Source organism: Clostridium pasteurianum BC1 (genome assembly GCF_000389635.1).
Lineage (GTDB): Bacteria > Bacillota > Clostridia > Clostridiales > Clostridiaceae > Clostridium_I > Clostridium_I pasteurianum_A.
This window is the reverse complement of the sequence record NC_021182.1, coordinates 2592715-2615311: the sequence shown is the minus strand read 5'-3', so window position 1 is coordinate 2615311 and position 22597 is coordinate 2592715. Positions and strand designations below refer to the sequence as shown.

The 22597-nt window shown below is 30.1% G+C and carries 21 protein-coding genes and 2 pseudogenes; all 23 read right to left on the bottom strand.

All coding sequences use genetic code 11. The annotated features are described in order from the left end of the window. Window positions 1-39: 39 nt before the first annotated feature. On the bottom strand, window positions 40-2274 hold the full coding sequence (locus CLOPA_RS12285; RefSeq protein WP_015615758.1) for an FtsK/SpoIIIE family DNA translocase: 2235 nt from the start codon (window positions 2272-2274) through the stop codon (window positions 40-42). Window positions 2275-2375: 101 nt separating this feature from the next. Then, window positions 2376-3071 carry a ClpP family protease gene (locus tag CLOPA_RS12280; protein ID WP_015615757.1) on the bottom strand — a complete coding sequence of 232 codons (696 nt, stop codon included), beginning with the start codon at window positions 3069-3071 and terminating at the stop codon, window positions 2376-2378. A gap of 69 nt (window positions 3072-3140) precedes the next feature. Beyond that, a complete protein-coding gene (locus tag CLOPA_RS12275) occupies window positions 3141-3425 on the bottom strand; it encodes a YlmC/YmxH family sporulation protein (RefSeq protein WP_015615756.1) in 285 nt (94 codons plus the stop codon). A 295-nt stretch (window positions 3426-3720) separates the two neighbouring features. Further along, window positions 3721-5835: a polyribonucleotide nucleotidyltransferase gene (locus tag CLOPA_RS12270; protein WP_015615755.1), complete on the bottom strand. Its 2115-nt coding sequence runs from the start codon at window positions 5833-5835 to the stop codon at window positions 3721-3723. A 264-nt stretch (window positions 5836-6099) separates the two neighbouring features. Then, window positions 6100-6363 carry a 30S ribosomal protein S15 gene (gene rpsO / locus CLOPA_RS12265; protein WP_015615754.1) on the bottom strand — a complete coding sequence of 88 codons (264 nt, stop codon included), beginning with the start codon at window positions 6361-6363 and terminating at the stop codon, window positions 6100-6102. A gap of 119 nt (window positions 6364-6482) precedes the next feature. Continuing rightward, a complete protein-coding gene (locus CLOPA_RS12260) occupies window positions 6483-7415 on the bottom strand; it encodes a bifunctional riboflavin kinase/FAD synthetase (RefSeq protein ID WP_015615753.1) in 933 nt (310 codons plus the stop codon). A 12-nt stretch (window positions 7416-7427) separates the two neighbouring features. Next, complete coding sequence (gene truB, locus CLOPA_RS12255; RefSeq protein ID WP_015615752.1) at window positions 7428-8297, bottom strand: tRNA pseudouridine(55) synthase TruB; 870 nt, start codon at window positions 8295-8297, stop codon at window positions 7428-7430. After that, a pseudogene (locus tag CLOPA_RS12250) lies at window positions 8297-9258 on the bottom strand (DHH family phosphoesterase). The gene truB and the pseudogene CLOPA_RS12250 overlap by 1 nt, the downstream one beginning before the upstream one ends. Beyond that, entirely contained in the window at window positions 9248-9610 is a 363-nt protein-coding gene (gene rbfA, locus CLOPA_RS12245) for a 30S ribosome-binding factor RbfA (RefSeq protein ID WP_015615751.1), read from the bottom strand. The pseudogene CLOPA_RS12250 and the gene rbfA overlap by 11 nt, the downstream one beginning before the upstream one ends. Window positions 9611-9628: 18 nt before the next feature. Next, window positions 9629-11719 carry a translation initiation factor IF-2 gene (infB, locus tag CLOPA_RS12240; RefSeq protein ID WP_015615750.1) on the bottom strand — a complete coding sequence of 697 codons (2091 nt, stop codon included), beginning with the start codon at window positions 11717-11719 and terminating at the stop codon, window positions 9629-9631. A gap of 15 nt (window positions 11720-11734) precedes the next feature. Then, entirely contained in the window at window positions 11735-12046 is a 312-nt protein-coding gene (locus CLOPA_RS12235) for a ribosomal L7Ae/L30e/S12e/Gadd45 family protein (RefSeq protein ID WP_015615749.1), read from the bottom strand. Beyond that, complete coding sequence (rnpM, locus tag CLOPA_RS12230; protein ID WP_015615748.1) at window positions 12033-12305, bottom strand: RNase P modulator RnpM; 273 nt, start codon at window positions 12303-12305, stop codon at window positions 12033-12035. Before rnpM ends, CLOPA_RS12235 begins: the two co-directional genes overlap by 14 nt. An 11-nt stretch (window positions 12306-12316) precedes the next feature. Then, on the bottom strand, window positions 12317-13387 hold the full coding sequence (gene nusA / locus CLOPA_RS12225) for a transcription termination factor NusA (protein WP_015615747.1): 1071 nt from the start codon (window positions 13385-13387) through the stop codon (window positions 12317-12319). Between the two features lie 6 nt (window positions 13388-13393). Then, complete coding sequence (rimP, locus tag CLOPA_RS12220; protein WP_015615746.1) at window positions 13394-13864, bottom strand: ribosome maturation factor RimP; 471 nt, start codon at window positions 13862-13864, stop codon at window positions 13394-13396. Window positions 13865-14422: 558 nt separating this feature from the next. Further along, a pseudogene (locus CLOPA_RS12215) lies at window positions 14423-14644 on the bottom strand (DNA polymerase III); the annotation flags it as partial. A 73-nt stretch (window positions 14645-14717) separates the two neighbouring features. Further along, window positions 14718-15770, bottom strand: coding sequence for a flavodoxin-dependent (E)-4-hydroxy-3-methylbut-2-enyl-diphosphate synthase (gene ispG / locus CLOPA_RS12210; RefSeq protein WP_015615745.1), 1053 nt, complete (start codon window positions 15768-15770; stop codon window positions 14718-14720). Window positions 15771-15782: 12 nt separating this feature from the next. Continuing rightward, window positions 15783-16793 carry a M50 family metallopeptidase gene (locus CLOPA_RS12205; RefSeq protein WP_015615744.1) on the bottom strand — a complete coding sequence of 337 codons (1011 nt, stop codon included), beginning with the start codon at window positions 16791-16793 and terminating at the stop codon, window positions 15783-15785. A gap of 12 nt (window positions 16794-16805) precedes the next feature. Continuing rightward, a complete protein-coding gene (locus CLOPA_RS12200) occupies window positions 16806-17963 on the bottom strand; it encodes a 1-deoxy-D-xylulose-5-phosphate reductoisomerase (RefSeq protein ID WP_015615743.1) in 1158 nt (385 codons plus the stop codon). Window positions 17964-17978: 15 nt separating this feature from the next. Continuing rightward, window positions 17979-18953 (bottom strand): AI-2E family transporter, encoded by a 975-nt coding sequence (locus CLOPA_RS12195; RefSeq protein ID WP_242834193.1) that lies wholly within the window; start codon window positions 18951-18953, stop codon window positions 17979-17981. A gap of 474 nt (window positions 18954-19427) precedes the next feature. Beyond that, window positions 19428-20267 carry a phosphatidate cytidylyltransferase gene (locus CLOPA_RS12190; RefSeq protein WP_015615741.1) on the bottom strand — a complete coding sequence of 280 codons (840 nt, stop codon included), beginning with the start codon at window positions 20265-20267 and terminating at the stop codon, window positions 19428-19430. A gap of 10 nt (window positions 20268-20277) precedes the next feature. Then, window positions 20278-21066, bottom strand: a complete 789-nt coding sequence (locus tag CLOPA_RS12185; protein ID WP_015615740.1) for an isoprenyl transferase — start codon at window positions 21064-21066, stop codon at window positions 20278-20280. A gap of 121 nt (window positions 21067-21187) precedes the next feature. Continuing rightward, window positions 21188-21745 (bottom strand): ribosome recycling factor, encoded by a 558-nt coding sequence (gene frr, locus CLOPA_RS12180; RefSeq protein WP_015615739.1) that lies wholly within the window; start codon window positions 21743-21745, stop codon window positions 21188-21190. 17 nt (window positions 21746-21762) lie between these two features. Then, window positions 21763-22473, bottom strand: a complete 711-nt coding sequence (gene pyrH, locus CLOPA_RS12175; RefSeq protein ID WP_015615738.1) for a UMP kinase — start codon at window positions 22471-22473, stop codon at window positions 21763-21765. Window positions 22474-22597 lie beyond the last annotated feature (124 nt).

The following is a 22597-nucleotide window of genomic DNA, read 5'->3' as shown; positions in this document are numbered from 1 at the left end:
CACAAGAATTTTTTTATTACAAATATTCCCTGGGAAATATTATAAATTTCCTATTTCATCCTTACTTATCAAGATATTTCTAGGTTTGCTTCCATCTCTTTTTGATATAATCCCCTTTTCTTCTAATTGTTCAACAATTCTAGCAGCTCTATTATATCCTATTCTAAGTTTTCTCTGTATTAATGAAGTAGAGGCTTGATCTGATTCCACCACAATTTTTATGGCTTCATTTAATAATTCATCTTCATCTGATGATTTAGAATCTGATGAGCTATTATTTATTTCTTCAATTATTTCTTCTCTATATTCAGATTTTGGATTTTGATTTTTAATAAAGGTTACAACTTTTTCAACTTCTTCCTCAGATATAAAAGCTCCCTGTATTCTTAAGGGTTTAGATTCTCCTACCGGATAGAATAGCATATCACCTTTACCTAAAAGTTTTTCAGCTCCAGCTGTATCAAGTATTGTTCTAGAATCTATTTGACTGGATACTGCAAAAGATATTCTCGAAGGAATATTTGCCTTTATTACTCCTGTAATAACATCCACAGAAGGTCTTTGAGTTGCAATAACCAAATGCATTCCCGCTGCTCTAGCCATTTGAGCTAGTCTTCCTATATAATCTTCTACATCATTTGGGCATACCATCATTAAATCTGCAAGCTCATCAATTATTATAACTACCCAGGGCAATTTATTGTCTATTCTACCCTTATAAAATAATTCATTATATCCCTCTATATTTCTCACACTATTATCAGCAAATATTTTGTATCTCCTTGTCATTTCATTTACAGCCCAACTAAGGGCGCCTGCTGCCTTTTTGGGGTTAGTTACTACAGGAATCAAAAGATGCGGTATACCATTATATATACTAAGCTCAACTACTTTAGGATCAATCATAAGTAGTTTAACATCATCAGGCAGGTATTTATATAAAATACTTATTATTAGAGTATTAATACATACACTTTTACCTGAACCAGTAGCACCTGCAATAAGCATATGAGGCATTTTACTTAAATCGGATACGACACAGTTTCCACCTATATCCTTACCAAGACAAAATGCTAATTTGTATTTTGTATTGATAAAAGCATCTGACTCTATAACTTCACGTAAATATACAGGGGTTAAGTCCTTATTTGGAACTTCTATACCTATAGCTGCTTTTCCGGGAATTGGAGCCTCTATTCTCACACCAGCAGAAGCCAAATTTAGAGCTATGTCGTCAGCTAAATTCACTATTTTACTTACCTTCACTCCTGCGCTTGGCTGAAGCTCATATCTAGTTACGGAAGGTCCTTTCGTAACTTGAATTACTTTTGCATCTACTCCAAAACTATTTAGAGTATCTGTTAATTTTGTTGCACTCGTTAGAAGCTCTTTCTTATCACTTCTCTTTAATTTGCTCAATTCATTTTCATTTAGTAAATCTATAGTTGGAAGTTCATAATCCCCATTAATACTTTGAATGGAATTATCTTCAATTTCTTTTTCAAGTTCTTCACTTATATCTTTTGCAGCAGTTTCTTTATCATTACTATCCCTTATTTGAATTTCAGATTCAGAAATGGCTTTATTCTCATTTACAGGAGATGTATTTTTTAAAAAATCCATAACTTTTATCTTATTTAAAGCGCCTTTTACAACATTATTATTATCCTCTTCTACAATATTGCATTCTTCTACTTTATCAGCACTCTGTCTTTTATTCTTAATGACGAGAAGAGTTTTTTTTAAAGCATCCCCCAATGATTTTTTTGATATAAGTACAAAAGAAACTATATAAATGCAGGAGAATAGCACATAACATCCTTTACCAAATAGTTTTAATATTGGAATATCTATCATATAAGAAATCACTCCACCATGTATTATGCTATCAGTGTCATATATTTTTTGAACACCCTCCATTACTTGTCCATTAATATAATAATCATTTAAATTTATCATTGTAATAATAAGAAGAGTATTTATTATAAAAAGAATAATTCCAAAAAACTTTTTATTATATCCTATATTTCCCCTTTTCACCATATAACCTATGCCAATTATTATTAAGATAAATGGGAAAACATAGGAGCCCATGCCTATTGTAGTAAATAATAATTTTCTCATTCCCTTTCCCAATATACCACTTGTATTAGTGAAAAAAAGACTGAATACTATAAATATACCGAAGCATATTAATACTACACCTGCAATATCGCTGTTTAAAGTTGAATTTTCATTTGAAGTATTATTTTTTACATTTCTTCTCCTTGGCAATGAATTCACCTCCAATTGTTTATTCTACATTTATGGCAAATATCCTTTTTATCTAATAAATATTATTTTCAAAATAAATAAATTAACCATAGGAAAAGTGCCTATGGTTGTTGCTTTTGAATCATTTGCTCTAATTTTTCTAATGCTTCTTTTATACCACCAATATCATCTATTAATCCATAGTCTACTGCCTGATTTCCAATAAGTATAGTTCCCATATCATTTAATAATTCGTCGCTTTGAATCATTAATTTTTTAATGGTATCTTTATCTATTTTTGAAGTTCTTGCAATAAATTCAATTATTCTCTGCTGCATCTTATTAAAATATTCAAAGGTTTGAGGTACTCCAATTATAAGACCATTCATTCTTATTGGATGAATAATCATTGTTGCACTTGGAGATATAAAAGAATAATCTGCAGCAGTAGCTAATGGAACGCCAATAGAATGTCCTCCTCCAATAACTAATGAAACAGTAGGCTTACTCAAACTTCTAATCATTTCAGCTATAGCAAGGCCTGCTTCAACATCGCCGCCCACAGTATTTAAAACTATTAATACTCCCTCTATACTTTTACTTCGCTCTATTGAAACCAATTGAGGTATTACATGCTCATATTTGGTTGTTTTAGTTTGAGGAGAAAGAACTGTATGACCTTCAACTTGACCTATTATAGGTAATACATATATTCTTTCGTCTTCTTCAGGTAGATCATCAACACCTAGCTCTTTTACATTTTCAAGCTGTTCATTATTCTCTTTTTTTTCATTTTTCTTATCTTTGGTCTTGCCCATAAATATCACTCCCAGTCTATAAATATTTTGTACATATAGACTGAAATGTATACATTATTTAATGTAATATTATAATTGAGATTTTTTTAAATCATTATCCTCTACATCTATTATTATAGTTCTAGTTCCTATTTTCTTTACATATTGCCAGGAAACTTCTAAAAAATCACTTTTATTAAAAAAGCTTAAACCAGATCTATTTTCATTTAGGATCAATAATTTCATATTCCCATCATCATCTATTATTATATCATTGTTTGAAAGAGCAGCATATTTTTCACCATCATTTACATTGATAATTTCATATTTTTCAATTTCACTATATAGTTTAATATTATTTATATCATTATTCAAAATAATCACCTCATAAATATAAAATTTTTATAGAATCTATATCCTATATATAAAAGCTATGATTATTTTAAAGAAGTAATTACAATATAAATTGATTTTAAAAAATAATTTATTAAAAACTTATATAAACAGAGTTCTTAGTATCAGTATTTTTGATACTTAGAAATCGTTGTCCTTTAGGGTAAATCGTTATCCAGGAACATAGCCACTCTTTACTCCAACTTTGAAAAAGGTAGGAGTATTAGAGTGGGTAGTCATCGGACAAAAATAAAAAGGCACTGTTGCCCTTCTATCTTTACTGTTCATCTTTAGCTTCTTCCGATTTAGATTCTGCTATAGCATCTTTTCTCGAAAGATTAATTCTTCCCTGATTGTCTATTTCAGTTACTTTTACTAATATTTCATCCCCTGTAGATACTATATCTTCTACCTTATTTACTCTGCTTACATCCAGTTTTGAAATATGGACAAGGCCTTCTTTACCAGGTAATATTTCTACAAAAGCTCCAAAATTAGTTGTTTTAGTAACTTTACCTAAATATATATCTCCAGCCTTTACATCTTTAGTTAAATCATCTATCATCTTAAGTGCTTTATTGGCACTTTCTCCATCATTTGACATAACAAAAACCTTTCCGTCATTATTTATGTCAATTTTCACTCCAGTTTCAGCTATAATTTTATTGATAGTCTTTCCACCAGCACCGATAACATCTCTAATTTTATCAGGATGTATATTTATAGTATAAGCTCTTGGAGCATAAGGAGATAATTCTTTCCTAGCTTCTGGAATACAATCATTAATTTTTTCAAGTATTGTAAGTCTAGCCTTTCTTGCACCAGTTATGGCCTGTTCTATACAGTATTTTGAAAGTCCATGAATCTTTGTGTCTACTTGGATGGATGTTATTCCTTTTTCTGTACCAGCAACTTTAAAATCCATATCACCAAAGAAATCCTCAAGTCCCTGTATATCTGTAATAACCTTTTCTTCTGATAAATCTTCACTAGTTATAAGACCCATAGCTATACCAGCTGCTGGTCTTTTTATAGGAACCCCAGCATCTAAAAGAGCTAAAGTACTTCCACATACACTAGCCTGAGAAGTTGATCCATTTGAACTTAGAACTTCTGAAACTAATCTTATAGTATAAGGAAATTCTTCTTCTGAAGGAATGAGAGGTTCTAAGGCCTTTTCTGCTAGGGCTCCATGGCCGATTTCTCTTCTTCCTGGGCCTCTTAAAGGTTTAACTTCACCTGTAGAATAAGATGGGAAATTATAGTGATGCATATATCTTTTTGATTCTTCTGTTCCAAGTCCATCTAATATTTGAACATCTCCAAGTGCGCCTATAGTAGCTACAGTCATAACTTGAGTTAATCCTCTTGTAAATAGACCAGTTCCGTGAGTTCTTGGTAATATACCTACGTCACAGCTAATTTTTCTTATTTCATCAAAATTTCTTCCATCAGGTCGTCTGTCTTCATTCAGCAGCATATTTCTGACAATTCCCTTTTGTATTGAATATACTACTTCACCTATTTCAGCAGTATTATCTGGATATTTTTCGCTAAACTCCTCTTGAAGTTTTTCATTTATACCTTTTAACACTTCATTTCGCTTATCTCTATCAGTGATATACATAGCTTCTTTTAACATATCAAAGGCAAAGTTTTTTATATCCTCTTCTATAGCCTCATCAACTTTGTGCAGTTTAGGCTCAATTTTTTCTTTTCCAAATTGCCTCATTGCGTCTTCCTGAAAAGCTACAATTTCCTGACAAGCATTAAATGCAAAATCTATAGCATTAATCATGACATCTTCAGGTATTTCTTCTCCACCAGCTTCAATCATCATAATTCTTTCTTTTGTTGCACATACAGTTAAACTTAATATACTCTCTTTTCTCTGCTGAGTAGTTGGGTTTAATATAAATTCATTCTCAATCATACCTACTGCTACAGTAGCAACAGGTGTAGTAAAAGGAATACTTGATAAACATAGTGCCATTGACGCACCATTCATAGCCAATATATCTGGCACATTATCTTGCTCAACAGATACTACTGTACACACAATTTGGACATCATTTCTATAACCTTTAGGGAAAAGTGGTCTTAATGGTCTATCTATTGCCCTAGCATGTAATATAGCTTTTTCTGATGGTCTTCCTTCTCTTTTTATAAAACCTCCAGGTATTTTTCCTACAGAGTATAATCTTTCCTCATATTCAACACTTAATGGGAAGAAATCTATACCATTTCTAGGTGATTCTGAGGCGTTAACATTTATTAAAATAACAGTTTCGCCATAACTCATAAAAATGGCACAATCTGAGAGCATACCTATTTTACCAAACTCCACCTTGATATTTCTGCCCGCAATGGTAGCTTCAAGTACGTGATTCATACATCTACCTCCTTTAATAAATAGCAATGTATTATATTATATATTATTGTAATAATCAAAATTTTATATGTATCAAAACACTGGAAAATAAACAATACATAAGAAGTATACCCTGGATATCTTGTATGGAAGCTTATGTAACAATACTATGAAAGCATTCTACAAATACAGTATAACACAAAACAAACCAATACTGATGACTATTATTTTCTTACAATGCTTATAGCACTAAAATAATAGAGCGGTTTAAACCGCTCTATTAGATTATTTTCTCAATCCAAGTTTTTTAATAATAGCACGATATCTTTCAATATCTTTCTTAGTTAAGTAATTTAGAAGACCTCTTCTTTGACCTACCATCATCAGAAGACCTCTTCTTGAATGGAAATCTTTTTTATGAATTTTCAAATGCTCATTTAAGTGATTTATCTTCTCAGTTAATAAAGCTATTTGAACTTCTGGAGAACCAGTATCACCTTCATGTCTGCTGTGTTCTTTAATAATAGATTCTTTTGTCAATTTATCCATTTTGACACCTCCAAAATATTATCCCCTTATTCCAAGAATATCGTCGGTCAATCAATAATCTTAGAAAAAGGTTACTACATTAAATTATATCAAATTAAAATTAAATTGTAAATGTATTTTTACAATTTAATTTTAATATTTCTCAATTTTGCAAATTTTTTATCTTTTTCTAGTTGTTTTTTAAGTTCTTCTAGGGAATTAAATTTTTCTTCATCTCTTATTCTATTTATAAAATATACTTTTATATTTTTATTATATATGTCAGCATTAAAATCTAACATATAAGTCTCTATAGTTAATTCGTTTATACCAACAGTTGGATTTGTACCTATATTGGTTATACCTTTATATATTTTTCCTTCATATTTAACTAAAGTATAATAAACTCCTCTTTTAGGAATAGCAAAATCTTTGTTGTATTCTAAATTTGCTGTAGGAAAACCAATAGTTCTTCCCAATTGTTTACCATATATAACTTTTCCTTTAAGCATATATGGCTTTAATAACATATTGTTTGCATCCTCTATTTTACCATTACCAATGGTATTTCTTATTCTAGTACTACTAATTACGGTTTCATTATATTCAATGGGATTTATTATATACAGTTTAAAATTATACTTTTCACTTAATTTCTGCAGCAATTTAATATCTCCGAGATTTCTATGACCAAATTTATAATTAAAGCCAACTACAAGTCCTATAGGATTGTAGCATTTAATCATATTAACTATAAAATCCTCGGGGGACATTTTCATCATTTCCTCATTAAATGATGAAAAATTCACTATATCTATACCTAATTCTTCTAAAATTTCAGCTTTAGTATTATTGTCCATTATAAGTTTTGGAACTTTATTTTTATCAATTATAGTTAAGGGATGATTTTCAAAAGTATTTACCATACTTTTAGCATTGTTGCTTGACCTAGATAGTTCCAATACTTTATTAATCAATGTCATATGTCCTTTGTGAAGACCATCAAAACTACCCAATGCTATAAAAGTATTATATTTTAATTTTGTTTTAAAATTATCCTGTAAAACAATCATAATCACTTACTCCTAAGTTAATAATTTAACTATTTTAAATCCAATCTCATTTTTCATACCTACGCCAATAAATTTTTTATTCTTTAGATATATTCTGCACAATTCTTTATCTGGAATATTACTTATTAATAAAGGATTTTTAATAGTAACCCCATTTATAAGTAGTTTTTCTAAGTCCTCATGAAAATATATTTTTTTATATCTATGCAAAGCAGTATCCATGGAAATTAAATGATCTTTTAAGTTCTCTTCAGTTAAATCCTCTATGCTAATAGAATCTTCCTTTGCGAAAGCGCCAGTAGCCGTTCTTTCCAAATTCCACATTAAGGCTCCACATTTAAGCTTTAAACCTATATCATTACAGAGACTTCTAATATAGGTTCCTTTAGAACATTTAACTTTAAAGTGTACATAGGGTATTTTAATTTCTGTAATAGCTATATCATATATAGTTATTTTTCTACTATCCCGCTCTATTTCAATACCCTTTCTTGCTAGGTCATATAATCTTTTTCCCCCCACTTTTAATGCTGAATACATAGGTGGAACTTGATCTATAACTCCTATAAAGGAATGTATAACATTAAGTATCTCCTCTTCTGATACATTCACATCATTAACTTTAGTTACTGTACCTTCTTTATCATAAGTATCACTAGTAAACCCAAGCTTTAAAATTGTATCATATACTTTAAAGTCATCCATTATATAATCAACAAGTTTTGTGGCCTTTCCAAGGCAAATAGGTAAAACACCTGTAGCTAAAGGATCCAATGTACCTGTATGTCCAACCTTTTTCATTTTACTTAATTTACGTACCATTCTTACCACATCAAAAGAAGTTATACCAGTAGTTTTATATATATTAAGTATACCATCCATTATATCAACTCTTTTTCTAGTTCTTTTACAATCACTTTTTCCACTTCTTCAATATTACTATTTATTATTTTTAGGCCTGCAGCTCTTATATGTCCACCACCGCCAAATTTTTCGGCTACTTTTCTTACATCAATGTAATTCTTTGATCTTAGACTAACTTTAACTCCATCTTCTGTTTCCTTCAGGAGAACAGCAGCTTCCACACTGTCAATCCTTAATCCAATGGAGATAACTTCAGCACTATCACATTCTTCAATTCCCACTTTACTAAACATATCCTTAGTAAGTTTCATTACACAAATACTTTTAGCCTTATTAAGATATAAGCTGTCAATTACAAGACCCTGAAGTTTTATTATTTCAAATCTTTTGTTATCAAATATTTTTCTATGTATAGAACTAAAATCCAATCCAGTATTTATTAAATTACCAGCAATTAAATGTGTATTATAGGTAGTATTTGAATGTCTAAAGGAGCCTGTATCTGTTAATATTGACGTATATATACATTCAGCAATTTTAGTATCTATATTTATGTTCATTTTTGTAAGCAATTCATAAATTATTTCTCCAACAGAAGCTGCTTTGGTATCTACATAATTCAAATCTCCATAATGTTCATTTGATAGATGGTGATCTATATTCATTACTGTAAATTTTTTATTATTAAAATCTATATCACAATTCAGTCTAGCTACATTTCCACAATCAAGTGCCACTAAACAGTCTCCATTAGAGGGTACATTTTTAACACTGCCATCTATTTCACTACTGAAGTTTAAAAAAGAAAAAGTCTCAGGTATAGCCTCCTTCTAACTATAGATATATCCTTGTTTATTGATCTAAGTCCATTAACTAAAGCCAAGGAACTCCCTAAAGAATCACCATCTGGAGACTGATGAAAAGTAACAAAAATTTTGTTACTTTTTATCAGTACATTAATAATTTCATCAATTATCATTTTTACTGGTCTCCTTTATCTTTTCAAGAATAGAATCTATATGCATTCCCTGTTCAATAGAATTATCAAGTTCAATAATTATTTCTGGCGTCAATCTTAAACTGACTTTATGACCAACCTCTCTTCTTATAAAACCTGCACTTTTTCTGAGAATATTTAGGCTTTCAGTTTTTACTTTATCATCCCCAAGTATACTTACAAGCACCTTGGCATATCTTAAATCCTTGGTAACCTCAACTTTAGTAACACTTATAAGTGTATTAAGTCTTGGATCTTTTATTTCATTTTGAATAATACTGCTGACGGCCTTTTTTACTTCTTCATTAATTCTTCCGCCTCTGTATTTAACCATAGAACTCTCCCCTTTGTCTTATAATTCTTTAGGCTTTATTTCTTCCATAGCGAATACCTCAAGAATATCTCCTTCTTTTATATCATTAAATTTATCTATTGTAAGACCACATTCATAACCTGCAGCAACTTCTTTAGCATCATCTTTAAATCTCTTGAGGGATCCAAGCTCTCCTTCAAGTATAACTATACCTTCTCTTATAATTCTAATGCTGCTGTTTCTTGTTATTTTCCCATCAAGTACATAACATCCTGCAACAGTTCCTATGCTGGATATTTTATATACCTGCCTAATTTCCACTTTACCTAATATAACTTCTCTAAATTCTGGCTCAAGCATACCTATCATTGCTGCTTTAATGTCATCAAGAGCATTATATATTATTCTGTAAGTTTTTATGTCTACATCTTCTTTTTCAGCAGTATTAGTTGCATTAGTGTCAGGTCTTACGTTAAAGCCTATTATTATGGCATTTGAAGCACTGGCAAGAGTTACATCTGTTTCTGTTATAGCTCCAACGGCACCATGAATAACCCTTACCTTTACAGATTCTGTAGAAAGTTTTTCAAGAGATTGTTTTAAAGCTTCAATGGATCCCTGTACATCAGCTTTAATAATGATATTAAGCTCCTTAACCTTTCCTTCCTGTATCTGGCTGTATAAATCTTCTAAAGACACTTTATGATTTGAGTTTAAAGAAGCAGTTCTAAGTTTTTCTTTTCTCTTTTCTGACATAGTTCTTGCAGTCTTTTCATCTCTGATTACATTGAATTTATCTCCAGCAGAAGGTACATCTGAAAGACCAAGTATTTCAACCGGTATTGAAGGACCAGCTTTTTTTATCTTTTTACCATTGTCGTCAAACATAGCCCTTATTCTCCCATAAGTTGAACCAACTAATATGGAATCTCCTACATGTAGAGTACCATTCTGTACTAAGAGAGAAGCTACTGGACCTCTTCCTTTATCTAATTTAGATTCAATTACAGCACCTTTAGCTTTTCTGCTTGGATCCGCTTTTAATTCTTGAATTTCTGCTGTTAATATTATCATCTCAAGTAGATTATCTATACCTTCTTTGGTTCTTGCTGAAACCGGCACACATATTACATCTCCACCCCAGTCTTCAGCAACAAGACCATGTTCAGTAAGTTCCTGTTTCACTTTATCAGGATTAGCACCTGGCTTATCAATTTTATTTATAGCTACAATTATTGGTACATTTGCAGCTTTACAGTGATTTATAGCTTCTTTAGTTTGAGGCATTATACCATCATCAGCAGCAACTACCAGTATAACTATATCTGTAATTTGGGCACCCCTGGCTCTCATTGCAGTAAAGGCTTCATGGCCAGGTGTATCTAAAAAGGTTATATTTTCACCATTTATATTGACAACATAGGCACCAATGTGTTGAGTAATTCCACCAGCTTCTGTTTCTGTTACTTTAGCTTTTCTTATAGCATCCAATAGGGACGTTTTACCATGATCAACATGACCCATTACAGTAACAACTGGTGGTCTTTTTTCTAATAATAAATCATTATCTGATTCACTATCTATTTCGGCAAATTCATTATCATCCTTATCTTCTTTAAGCATGGCAACAACATTAAATTTTTCACACAATTTTTCAGCTGTTTCAAAATCTATTTCCTGATTTATAGCTGCCATAACTCCCATAAACATTAATTGTTTGATAACTTCTGACGTTGGACTTGCTATTTTATCCGAAAGTTCTTTTACAGTTATTGTCTTATCTATCTCAATAACAATCTCGTCTTCTGCTGTCTCTTCCTTAGTAATTCTATCCGATTCATATTCTGACTTTTTATTTTTATTCTTTTTGTGCTTTGCCTCTTTTATGCTATCATTTAAAATCTCTTCATATTCTTCCACTATATTATCTTTTTTTTCTATAGCACTTTCAGCAAAATCTCGTTTATCATTATCAGCGAAAAATTCTTTTATAAGTTCAGCATCTTCATCATCTATTGTACTCATATGATTTTTCACTTCTATGCTAAACTCCTCTAAAAGTAAATTTATTAAATCCTTACTAGAAATATCTAACTCTTTTGCCAATTCATGAACTCTTAATTTTGACAAATCAGTCACCCCCGATTATATTTTTTTCTGCCACAACTCTAAAAGTTTTTTACTCATATTTTTATCAGTAATACAAAGTATATTAATTTCTGGCCTTCCTAAGGCAGTACCTAGTTCTTCCTTAGTAAAATGTTCAATGATCTCCGTATGAAATCTACTAGCGTATGTATTAAATTTGTCCTTTGTATTTAAAGATGCATCCACTGAAATTATTACAAGTTCTGAGTTTCCAGCTTTTATTGTTTCCTCGCATTTGTTGTAACCTTCTTTTAATCTGCCAGATTTTTTCACAAGACCTAAAAATTTCAAAAATTTATCCTTCTCCATTTATAATCTCATCCTTTAGTTTGGAATAAATTTCGTCACTAATATCTGTTTCAAGACTTTTTGAAAGCCTCTTTGCTCTTACTGACTTTTCAAAACAATCTATATTCTTGCAAATATAAGCACCTCTACCGGCCTTTTTACCTGTAAAATCTATTGAAACTTCTCCGTCTTTAGTTCTAACAATTCTTAGCAGTTCTTTTTTAGGTTTCATTTCCATACATCCAGTACACATTCTTTTAGGTATTTTTTTTATAACCATAATAAACACCTCTATTCTTCAATAGATTTATTTAGACTTTCAACTTGTGTTTTATTTTTAATGTCTATTTTCCAACCTGTAAGTTTAGCTGCAAGTCTTACATTTTGACCTTCTTTGCCTATTGCTAATGAAAGTTGCCCTTCATCAACAATAACTTTAGCACTTTTATTGTCTTCATCAATAGATACATCAATCACCTTTGCTGGACTTAAGGCATTTGCTATATATTCTTCTGGAAATTTGCTCCACTTAATGATATCAATTTTTTCATTTCTAAGCTCATTAACAATATTTTGAACTCTTATTCCTTTAGTTCCGACACAAGCTCCCATAGGATCTACATTCTCATCATTTGAATAAACTGCTATTTTAGTTCTTGAGCCAGCCTCTCTTGATATTGATTTTATTTCAACTATACCTTCATAGATTTCTGGGACTTCTAATTCAAACAATCTTTTTACAAGGCCAGGATGAGTTCTTGAAACAACTACTTGAGCACCTTTGGTTGTATTTTTGACTTCAACAATATATAATTTTATCCTTGTATTATATACGTAATCTTCTCCAGGTATTTGTTCATTTGGACTTAATACAGCCTCAATTTTACCAAGATCAACAAGTACATTACCCTTATCTTTTCTTATTACAATCCCCGTAATAATATCAAATTCTTTTTCAGAGAACTCATTATATATTATACTTCTTTCAGCTTCTTTAATTCTTTGAACAACAACTTGCTTTGCAGATTGAGCTGCTACTCTTCCAAAAGTTTTTGGTGTAACTTCTATATCAACCAAATCACCTATTTGATATCTAGGATTTTTAAGTTTTGCTTCTTCTAAGGATATTTCATTTATATCATCAAAAACTTCTTCTACAGCAGTTTTTTGAGAATAAACGTGAATATCCCCCTTTTCTCTATCCATAGTAACTTTTACATTGTGTGCATTTTCTGCTATTTTAGCATAATTCTTTTTGTATGCTGCTACTAATGCATCTTCAATTGTAGAAAATAATAAGTCCTCACTTATACCTTTTTCTTTAACAATTTCCTTTAATGCACTGATAAATTCTTCATTCATTTTTATTTAAACCTCCTCAAGCTCCCCTTTTAAAATAATTTTATCAATAATATCTCTAGGTATTGACAAATCAATGTTTTTATAATCAATTATAATATTATTTGAATTAAATTTAATAAGCTTTCCTTCAAATTTTCTTTTTCCTTCATACAATTTATTCAGATTTAAACTAATATTTGAATTTATATATTTATTTAAATGTTCATCTGTAAAAAGAGTTCTAAATATACCTGGAGAAGATACTTCTAAATAATAACTATCTGGTATGGGATCTTCTCCATCTAAAATTTCGCTTATTCTCCTACTTACTTTCTCACAATCATCTAAGCCAATTCCATTTTTATTATCTATATATACTCTAAGATAATTTTCTCCATCTTCTTTCACAAACTCCAAATAATAAAACTCATAACCTAATTCCATAACTATTGGTTTAAACAAATTTATTAAATTATTAATTAAGTTCTCATTTTCCAATTAATTTCCCTCCTTACCAATATCTTTTGCATTTTTCATATAATATATTTATCCCATAAGCAGCTAATGTGCTATTTCCTTTTTTAATATAGATATAACAACTATAAACAGAATTCTTGGCATCAGGTTGAGTTTTGTTTATGGCCTCTGATGCTTACTAACAGAGTTCTTAGTATCGGTTTGTGATACTTAGAACTCGTTGTCCTTTAGGGTAAGTCCCAGGGACGTAGCCACTCTTTACTCCCACTTTGAATCAGATGGGAGTATTAGAGTGGGTAGTCATCGGATAAATTTGCAAATGATTTTTTTAAACTTAATGATAACAAAACTATCATTAAATAAAATTTATCTCTATTAATGAAAAACGCAACTATAGTTGCGCTTACAAATAGAAAGAGCGGGCTTTTATCCCACTCTTTTGCAAAAATTATAAGTAAAAGATTACCTCCAATCATTCTATCACAACAAATTGTTAATTTCAATAAAAAAATTAACATTAGATTTTCGAAAAGAGCAGATTAGACTATATATAATGTAATAATTACTATTTTGGCCTATTTACATATTGAAAATGGATAGCTCATTGGTTTCAGGAAGTCCTTCAAGGCATCCATGTTCAGCTAAAGTTTCAACTACACTTTTTGAAACCCTAGCTCCTAATCTTAAGTCTTCCTTCGAAATAAATTCTCCGAGCTTTGCAGCTTCTACTATATTTTTTGCCGCATTTGTTCCTACACCAGCCAAAGAATTTATTGGCAATCTTATAGAATCTCCTCCAATTCTTGTTAGCATCTGAAAATAAATAACCAGTCAAAGATACTAGTATGCTGACCAGTTATTTTTTGAAGATGACTTAATCTAACTTATCAATTTCCTTTATAAGTTCCTCCACAAGATATTCTTCCTTAACTTTTTTTATAATTTTACCTTTCTTAAATATAAGTCCTTCTCCTTTGCCACCTGCTATACCAATATCGGCTTCTCTTGCCTCCCCAGGACCATTTACAATGCATCCCATAACGGCTACCTTAATATCTTTTTCACAATGCTGGAGTTTATCTTCCACCTCTTGTGCAATTTTTATAAGATTTATTTGAGTTCTACCACAAGTGGGACAGGAAATAAATTGAATTCCCTTTGACAGGTATCCAATAGATTTTAATATTTCCTTTCCCACTTTAATTTCTTCTACAGGATCTCCAGTTAGAGAGACTCTTATGGTATCACCGATACCTTCACATAAAAGAGTACCTATACCTATACTGGACTTTATAGTCCCTCTCCATATAGTCCCTGCTTCTGTTACACCTACATGTAGTGGATATTTTACTTTTTCTGATATTTTTCTATAGCTGTCAATCATCATTAATACATTTGAAGATTTTATAGATATTACAATATCATCAAAATTTAGATTTTCAAGTATATTAACGTGATTTAAAGCGCTTTCTACCAGTGCTTCTGCAGATACTTTTTTATATTTATTTAATAATTCTTTTTCAAGCGAACCAGAATTAACACCTATTCTAATGGGAATACTTCTTTCTTTAGCAGCTTTAGCCACCATTTCAATTTTATCTACACTACCAATATTTCCAGGATTTATTCTAAGAGCAGAAACACCATTTTCTATTGATTTTAGAGCTAATCTATAATCAAAATGTATATCTGCTACTAGTGGTATGTGTATTTTGTTAACTATGGATTTTATAGCTTCACTTGCTGCTTCATCTGGTACAGCGCATCTTATTATGTCACATCCAGCAGCTTCTAGTTTTAAAATTTGATTTACTGTATCTTCTATATCTCTAGTATCTGTATTTGTCATGGACTGAACTGTTATTTTATTATTACCGCCTATATATATATTACCAACTTTAACACACTTAGTATCTAATCTTTTCATTTGTATCAACTCCTAAAAATTAACGGGTAAAACTATATCCTTTATAATTATAAGTACCATAAAGGCCATTAATATAGTAAATCCAATTGTATTAATAAAACTTACCTTATTTTCATCTACTGCTTTACCTGTTACTATTTCATATAAGCATACTAAAACGTAACTACCATCTAAAGCTGGGAAAGGCACTAAATTAAGTATCCCCAATTGTGAGCTAAGGAATGCTACTATGGTTAAAAGTGGTATAAGTCCAGCTATAGCTGCTTGACGGGTTATCTTTATTATTGTAACGGGACCTCCTACGTCATTTATAGACGCTCCACCTGTAAATAAAATTTTAAAACTTATAAATACTTGCTTTATCATGGATATAGTTTCCCTAAAGCCATATCCAATGGATTGTAAAATTGTTGGAGATGTAACCGCAGTAGGATACACTCCTACTATACGTGTTTTAGTTTCCTTATCTACTATGGATTGTAGTGTGTATTTCTTTAATGTACCCTCTTGTTTCACTGTTAAATTTATAGGTTTATCCTTTGCAAGGCCTACCCCTACAGCAAAATCCTCCCAGGTTAATATTCTAGAACCATTTATACTTATCAATTGGTCTCCTGACTTAATTCCTGCTGCCTCAGCTGGGCTACTTGGAACAGTTTTATCTACAATAGGTAAATGAAAACCTCCTAAAGAACCTATTACAGAATACAGTACAATAGCTAATATAAGATTCATAACTGGCCCAGCAATTACTATACTAAGTCTTTGAAGTGGAGATTTATTATTAAATGCCCCCGGATCATCGCTTTTTTCTTGATCTCCAAGCATTTTTACATATCCTCCAAAAGGTAATATCCTTATAGAATATTGAGTTTGTTTTCCTTTAATGCTAAATAGCTTTGGTCCCATACCAATGGCAAACTCTTCCACAACTACACCATTGAGTTTTGCCATTGTGAAATGTCCAAGTTCATGTATTAAAATTAATACACCAAAGGCAATTATTGCAGCTATAAAATACAAAAATATCCCTCCTTAAACATTATATTTTTTATCTACATAACTTCTTACTTTTACATCCGTATCTAAAATAATATCTATGTCAATATCTTTCCTGTATTGAAACTTTTCCAATGAGTCTTTTATAATATCTTCAATTTCAAGAAAATTAATTTTATTTTTTAAAAACAACTCTACAGCAACCTCATTAGCAGCATTTAGAATTGTAGGTAAATTACCTCCTTTTTTTCCAACTTCATAAGCAAGTTTTAAACAACCAAAGGTATCTATATCAGGTTTTTCAAAGCTTAATTTGTCTAAACTATAGAAATCCAATTTATCTATTATCCTTTTACCTCTTTTAGGGTAATTCAAGGCATATTGTATTGGAAGTCTCATATCAGCAGTAGCCATTTGAGAAAGTACAGTTCCATCACAGTATTGAACCATTGAATGAATTATACTCTGTGGATGCACCACTACCTCAATATCTTCATAGGGAACACTGAATAACCAATGTGCTTCAATTACTTCTAGCCCCTTGTTCATTAGAGTAGCTGAATCAATAGAAATTTTATTTCCCATATTCCACTTTGGATGTTTAAGTGCATCCTTCGGAAGTATTTCAGTAAGTTCATCTCTCTTTTTTCCCCTGAAGGGTCCTCCAGAAGCCGTAAGTAATATCTTGCTTATGTCACTACTATTATTACCCTCAATGCATTGAAATATTGCACCGTGTTCTGAATCAACAGGTAATATTTTCACCTTATGCTCAATTGCCTCATTTATAACTATACTTCCACCAACCACCAAAGTTTCTTTATTGGCTAAAGCAATAGTCTTACCTGCTTTTATAGCTTCAATAGTTGGTACAAGACCTATCATTCCAACTACAGAAGTTACAACCATATCTACTTCTTTTAAAGTTGCAGCAGAAGTTAATCCTTTAAGTCCTGCTAAAACTTCAATATCTTTATTGTGTTCAATACAATATTTTCTTACTGTTTCAGCCGCAACATTATCCATTAATGCCACTAATTTAGGGTTAAATTCATTTATTATCTCTATTATTTTAGAATAGTTTTTATTTGCTGTTACAGCCAACAGTTTAAAATTCTCCCTATCATTTTTTAGAACGTCTAAAGTTTGAATTCCTACAGAACCTGTAGCTCCTAATATTGAAATGTTTTTCAAAAAAATCTCTCCCCACTACGACAAAATGATTTCTCTTACAGCCAAAACATATATTGGTGCCATAAGTAGACCTACTATTCCAAATACTTTCCCTCCTATATATATAGAAAGAAGTAACAGCAATGGATGTATTTGCAGCTTTGTGCTCATAAATTTTGTTTCCATTATTTGCCTATTAAATTGCAATAAAATATATAGAAATACTAACCCTAGTGCTATTATGTATTGTTTTAAGTAAATTTTATAAATTATTAATGGTAGAAATATTAAAATAGTTCCAACGTAAGGCAATATGTCTAAGGCACCACATAATATTCCTAAAAAAATAGCACTATCAATTTCTAAAATAACAAAGCCAAAAATTGTTTGAATAGTAGTAAGTAATACCAATATAGCCTCAATAGAAATCATTTTTTTAATGTCTTGTATTTTTTTACTTATCAGCATTAATTTTTCTGTTGTTATTAACTTTTCAGCACTTTTTACTATAGCATATTTATCCACTAAAATAAAGTAAACAGATATATTGCTAACGAAATAGGATAAAATGCTGTCAGTAGTGTATATAGCCCCTCTTTGAATAACCACACTATAGAAATTATAAAATAATGACAGCTTAGCTTTTTCTATTACGTCCTCAATTTTAAAATATTTACTAACCTCAATTCTGCTATCTAAATCATCTAAGGTGAAATTGTTAAAAACATTAATAAATAAATATCTAATCTTTTCAAATATAAAATTACCACTGTAAATTATAAATATAAAAGATAAGAGATTTATTAATATAATTGTTACAATTGCATTTAATCGCTTATTGAATACTTTATATTTACACATAAAATTATAAATAGGTGTTGAAAATATTAATAAGGCTATAATGCTTAAAAATGGCTTAAAGTAATTTTTTATTAGTACTGTGACAATTATAAATATTATTAAAAGCAGTATGCAATTAATTAATTTTTTATATTTTTCGTACAAATCCACATCTCCACATTATTGCTAAACCTATAGAATTAAGAAAACATGTCCCAGTATTCTGCATCACATTGGAAAGTAGTTTCTACAAAAATATTCATATTATAAATGAATCCTACTAACTTAATATGATATAAAGCAGAACCACTGCAGAATATTTAACTTATTTAAATATGTCTTATATATTATATAATATTATATTTAAATGAATACATATATAACTAAAATCTTTTAAAATAATTAACAAAAAAGAGATAAAGAATAAATCTCTACCTCTTGTAAATAAAAAATTTATAAGTATCTGTATCCATAATACTTATAAATCATTGTCCATGAGCATATAGCCACTCTTTACTCCCATCACTTTCACAGAGCGCCATAGGAGTATTAGATATGATAGTCATCGGATATATATGTAATTAATTATTATATATAATGTTGCAATAAATTATTAATTGAATATATTATAATTTTATTTGTAATTTATATATTTAAAATAAAACTTACATAATAATATACTATAGCAGCAGAAAATAATATACTATCGAATCTATCCAATATACCGCCATGGCCTGGTATCAATTGACTAAAATCTTTAACACCTACATACCTTTTAATAGAGGAAGCTGTTAAATCTCCAAATTGTGAAAATATTCCGCATAGAAGTCCAATAAAGGCATAATTGTATATATTAATATTTATTAGATTCATTCCAGCAACATATCTATTTATGAGTACGCCAAATATAGTACAGGATAAAATGCTTCCTAACAAACCAGTTATTGAACCTTCTACTGTTTTTTTAGGACTTACCTTAGGGCATAATTTATTTTTCCCTAAATATCTTCCACCATAATATGCAGTGGTATCACAGATCCAGGAAGATAATGGTACCAACCATACTAAGTATTTTCCAACAAGTATATTATCACCATTAAAATTAAAAGTCTTAATATTTATAAGTACTATAAAGCTAAAGAATACAGAAATATATAGAAAACCTAGCATGGTTATAGAAATATCTATAAAATTGTATTTTGTATTAAACACAGGTATACAAAACATAATAATTAGACTCAAGGTTAATAGTAACATTATGTATTTAAGCTCCAAATTATTACTCACAAGAATATAATATATAATACATAGCAAATATCCCAATATATTTATAGTATTAATATTTTTTTCTCTTACTATTTTATAAAATTCCTGCATAGCCAGCAGTGATAAAATAAGCATTAAAATTTTCAAATAAATTCCACCTAAAAATAAAAATATTATAAGTGGTGCTAAAATTAATGCTCCTAAATATCTTTTATTCATAATTTCACCTCTACTTTATTCCTCCAAATCTTCTATTCCTAAGCTGATAATCTTTTATTGCTTCATGAAGATTCTCCTTGCTGAAATCAGGCCATTTTACATCAGTATACCAAAATTCCGAATAAGCACACTGCCAAAGTAAAAAATTACTTAATCGCTGTTCGCCACTGGTTCTTATTATAAGATCTGGATCTGGAATGTTTTTTGTATATAAGTATTTATTAAAGATCTCTACATTTATATTATTAATATCTTCCTTAGAAATAATTCCTTCAACATAATCATTAAATATGTTTTTTATCGCATACAGTATCTCATCTCTACCGCCATAATTTAAAGCCAGATTCAAAAGCATACCAGTATTATTTTTTGTCTTTTCCATTGATTTTTCTAATACCTGTATACAAATATCTGGAAGCCTTGATATATCACCAATGGTTTTTACTATTACATTATTTTTATGAAGTTCATTTAATTGTTTTTTTAAATATTCAGCTAAAAGTTTCATTAATGTATTTACTTCTTCAGCAGGTCTATTCCAATTTTCTGTAGAGAAAGCATATAAAGTTAAATATTTAACGCCAAGATCACTAGTTTCTTTTATAATCTTATTAAGATTTTCTACTGCAACCGTATGCCCAATACTTCTTGGAAGATTCTTTTCTTTAGCCCATCTTCCATTGCCATCCATAATTATGGCAATATGTCTTGGAATGTTATCGTAATTTAATTCATACTGTTTTTTTTCATCATTTTTAATATAATTATCCCCATTTTTAAATCCTAAAAATTTCCACATAAAATTACTTAATCCCCCTAAATTTTATATTATCAATAAATCTTAATAAGATAAATTGTACGTAAAAATATGTTGTTTTAGTAATAAAACCTGCGAGTTCGCAGGTTCATAATTATAAATATTATATAGACATTAAATCTTTTTCTTTGTTCTCTATTATTTTATCTATGTCCTTAATATATACGTCAGTTTTCTTTTGTACATCATCTTCACATTTTTTTACTTCGTCTTCGGTTATAGTATTATCTTTCTTTAAAGCTTTAATTTTATCATTAGCATCTCTTCTTACAGCTCTAATAGCAACTTTTCCATCTTCCCCAAGCTTTTTTACAGACTTTACAATATCCTTTCTTGTTTCTTCTGTAAGTTCTGGTATCATAAGTCTAATTACCGCTCCATCATTTGATGGATTTAATCCTAAGTTTGATACAAGTATTGCTTTTTCAATAGCCTTTATTGCAGACCTATCATAAGGTTGAATAAGTAAAATTCTAGGTTCTGGAGCAGATACATTTGCAAGTTGATTTAAAGCTGTTGAACTTCCATAATATTCAACCTCTATTCTGTCAAGCATAGCAGGATTTGCTTTACCAGCTTTCATGGACGCAAGTTCCTTTTTTAAAACAGAAATAGTTTTATTCATTTTTTCTTCAGCAGTATTAATAATATCTTTTAGCATATAAAGTTCTCCTTTTATTATTTAGTTACTAAAGTACCAATTTTCTCACCGGAAAGGGCTCTTTTTATATTTCCTGGAGTATCTAAGCCAAAAACTAAAATTGGAATATTATTATCCATACACAAAGAAGTTGCAGTAGAATCCATAACCTGTAATCCCTTTTCTAATACATCCATATAAGTAACATTATCAAATTTAATAGCATCACTATATTTTTTAGGATCCTTATCATAAACTCCATCAACTTTTTTAGCTAATAATATAAGATCAGCTTCTATTTCAGCCGCTCTTAAAGCAGCTGTAGTATCTGTAGAAAAATATGGATTTCCTGTGCCTGCACCAAAAATGACTACTCTACCCTTTTCTAGATGTCTCATAGCTCTTCTTCTTATAAATGGCTCCGCAATTTGTTTCATTTCTATAGCAGTCTGGACTCTTGTATATACACCAATACTTTCTAAAGAATCCTGAAGTGCCATGGCATTTATACAAGTTGCAAGCATTCCCATATAGTCTGCAGTGGTTCTATCCATACCTTCACCTTGTCTTCCACGCCATATATTTCCACCACCAACTACAGCACCAACTTCTATACCCATTTGTACAATTTCTTTAATTTCTTCAGCGATTCTTTTTGCTACTTGAAAATCTATACCGTATCCATTTTCTCCTGCTAAGGCTTCACCAGATATTTTCAACATTATTCTTTTATATTTTATAGATTCCATTTTATACTATACCCCCCCAAATTGCTATTACTAGTATCAAACTTTTATTTATCTCATCACTAACCGCTGTAGAGCTTTCTCTTGATAATAACAACGGAAAGTTATTAGATAATTCCTTCTAATT

Excerpts from the sequence above, each read along its gene's own strand:
- CLOPA_RS12280 (WP_015615757.1), bottom strand. The coding sequence starts at position 3,071 with ATGGGCAAGACCAAAGATAAGAAAAATGAAAAAAAAGAGAATAATGAA.
- CLOPA_RS12270 (WP_015615755.1), bottom strand. The coding sequence starts at position 5,835 with ATGAATCACGTACTTGAAGCTACCATTGCGGGCAGAAATATCAAGGTG.
- rpsO (WP_015615754.1), bottom strand. The coding sequence starts at position 6,363 with ATGGATAAATTGACAAAAGAATCTATTATTAAAGAACACAGCAGACAT.
- CLOPA_RS12260 (WP_015615753.1), bottom strand. The coding sequence starts at position 7,415 with ATGATTGTTTTACAGGATAATTTTAAAACAAAATTAAAATATAATACT.
- truB (WP_015615752.1), bottom strand. The coding sequence starts at position 8,297 with ATGGATGGTATACTTAATATATATAAAACTACTGGTATAACTTCTTTT.
- rbfA (WP_015615751.1), bottom strand. The coding sequence starts at position 9,610 with ATGGTTAAATACAGAGGCGGAAGAATTAATGAAGAAGTAAAAAAGGCC.
- CLOPA_RS12235 (WP_015615749.1), bottom strand. The coding sequence starts at position 12,046 with ATGGAGAAGGATAAATTTTTGAAATTTTTAGGTCTTGTGAAAAAATCT.
- rnpM (WP_015615748.1), bottom strand. The coding sequence starts at position 12,305 with ATGGTTATAAAAAAAATACCTAAAAGAATGTGTACTGGATGTATGGAA.
- nusA (WP_015615747.1), bottom strand. The coding sequence starts at position 13,387 with ATGAATGAAGAATTTATCAGTGCATTAAAGGAAATTGTTAAAGAAAAA.
- ispG (WP_015615745.1), bottom strand. The coding sequence starts at position 15,770 with ATGAAAAGATTAGATACTAAGTGTGTTAAAGTTGGTAATATATATATA.
- CLOPA_RS12190 (WP_015615741.1), bottom strand. The coding sequence starts at position 20,267 with ATGAATAAAAGATATTTAGGAGCATTAATTTTAGCACCACTTATAATA.
- CLOPA_RS12185 (WP_015615740.1), bottom strand. The coding sequence starts at position 21,066 with ATGTGGAAATTTTTAGGATTTAAAAATGGGGATAATTATATTAAAAAT.
- frr (WP_015615739.1), bottom strand. The coding sequence starts at position 21,745 with ATGCTAAAAGATATTATTAATACTGCTGAAGAAAAAATGAATAAAACT.
- pyrH (WP_015615738.1), bottom strand. The coding sequence starts at position 22,473 with ATGGAATCTATAAAATATAAAAGAATAATGTTGAAAATATCTGGTGAA.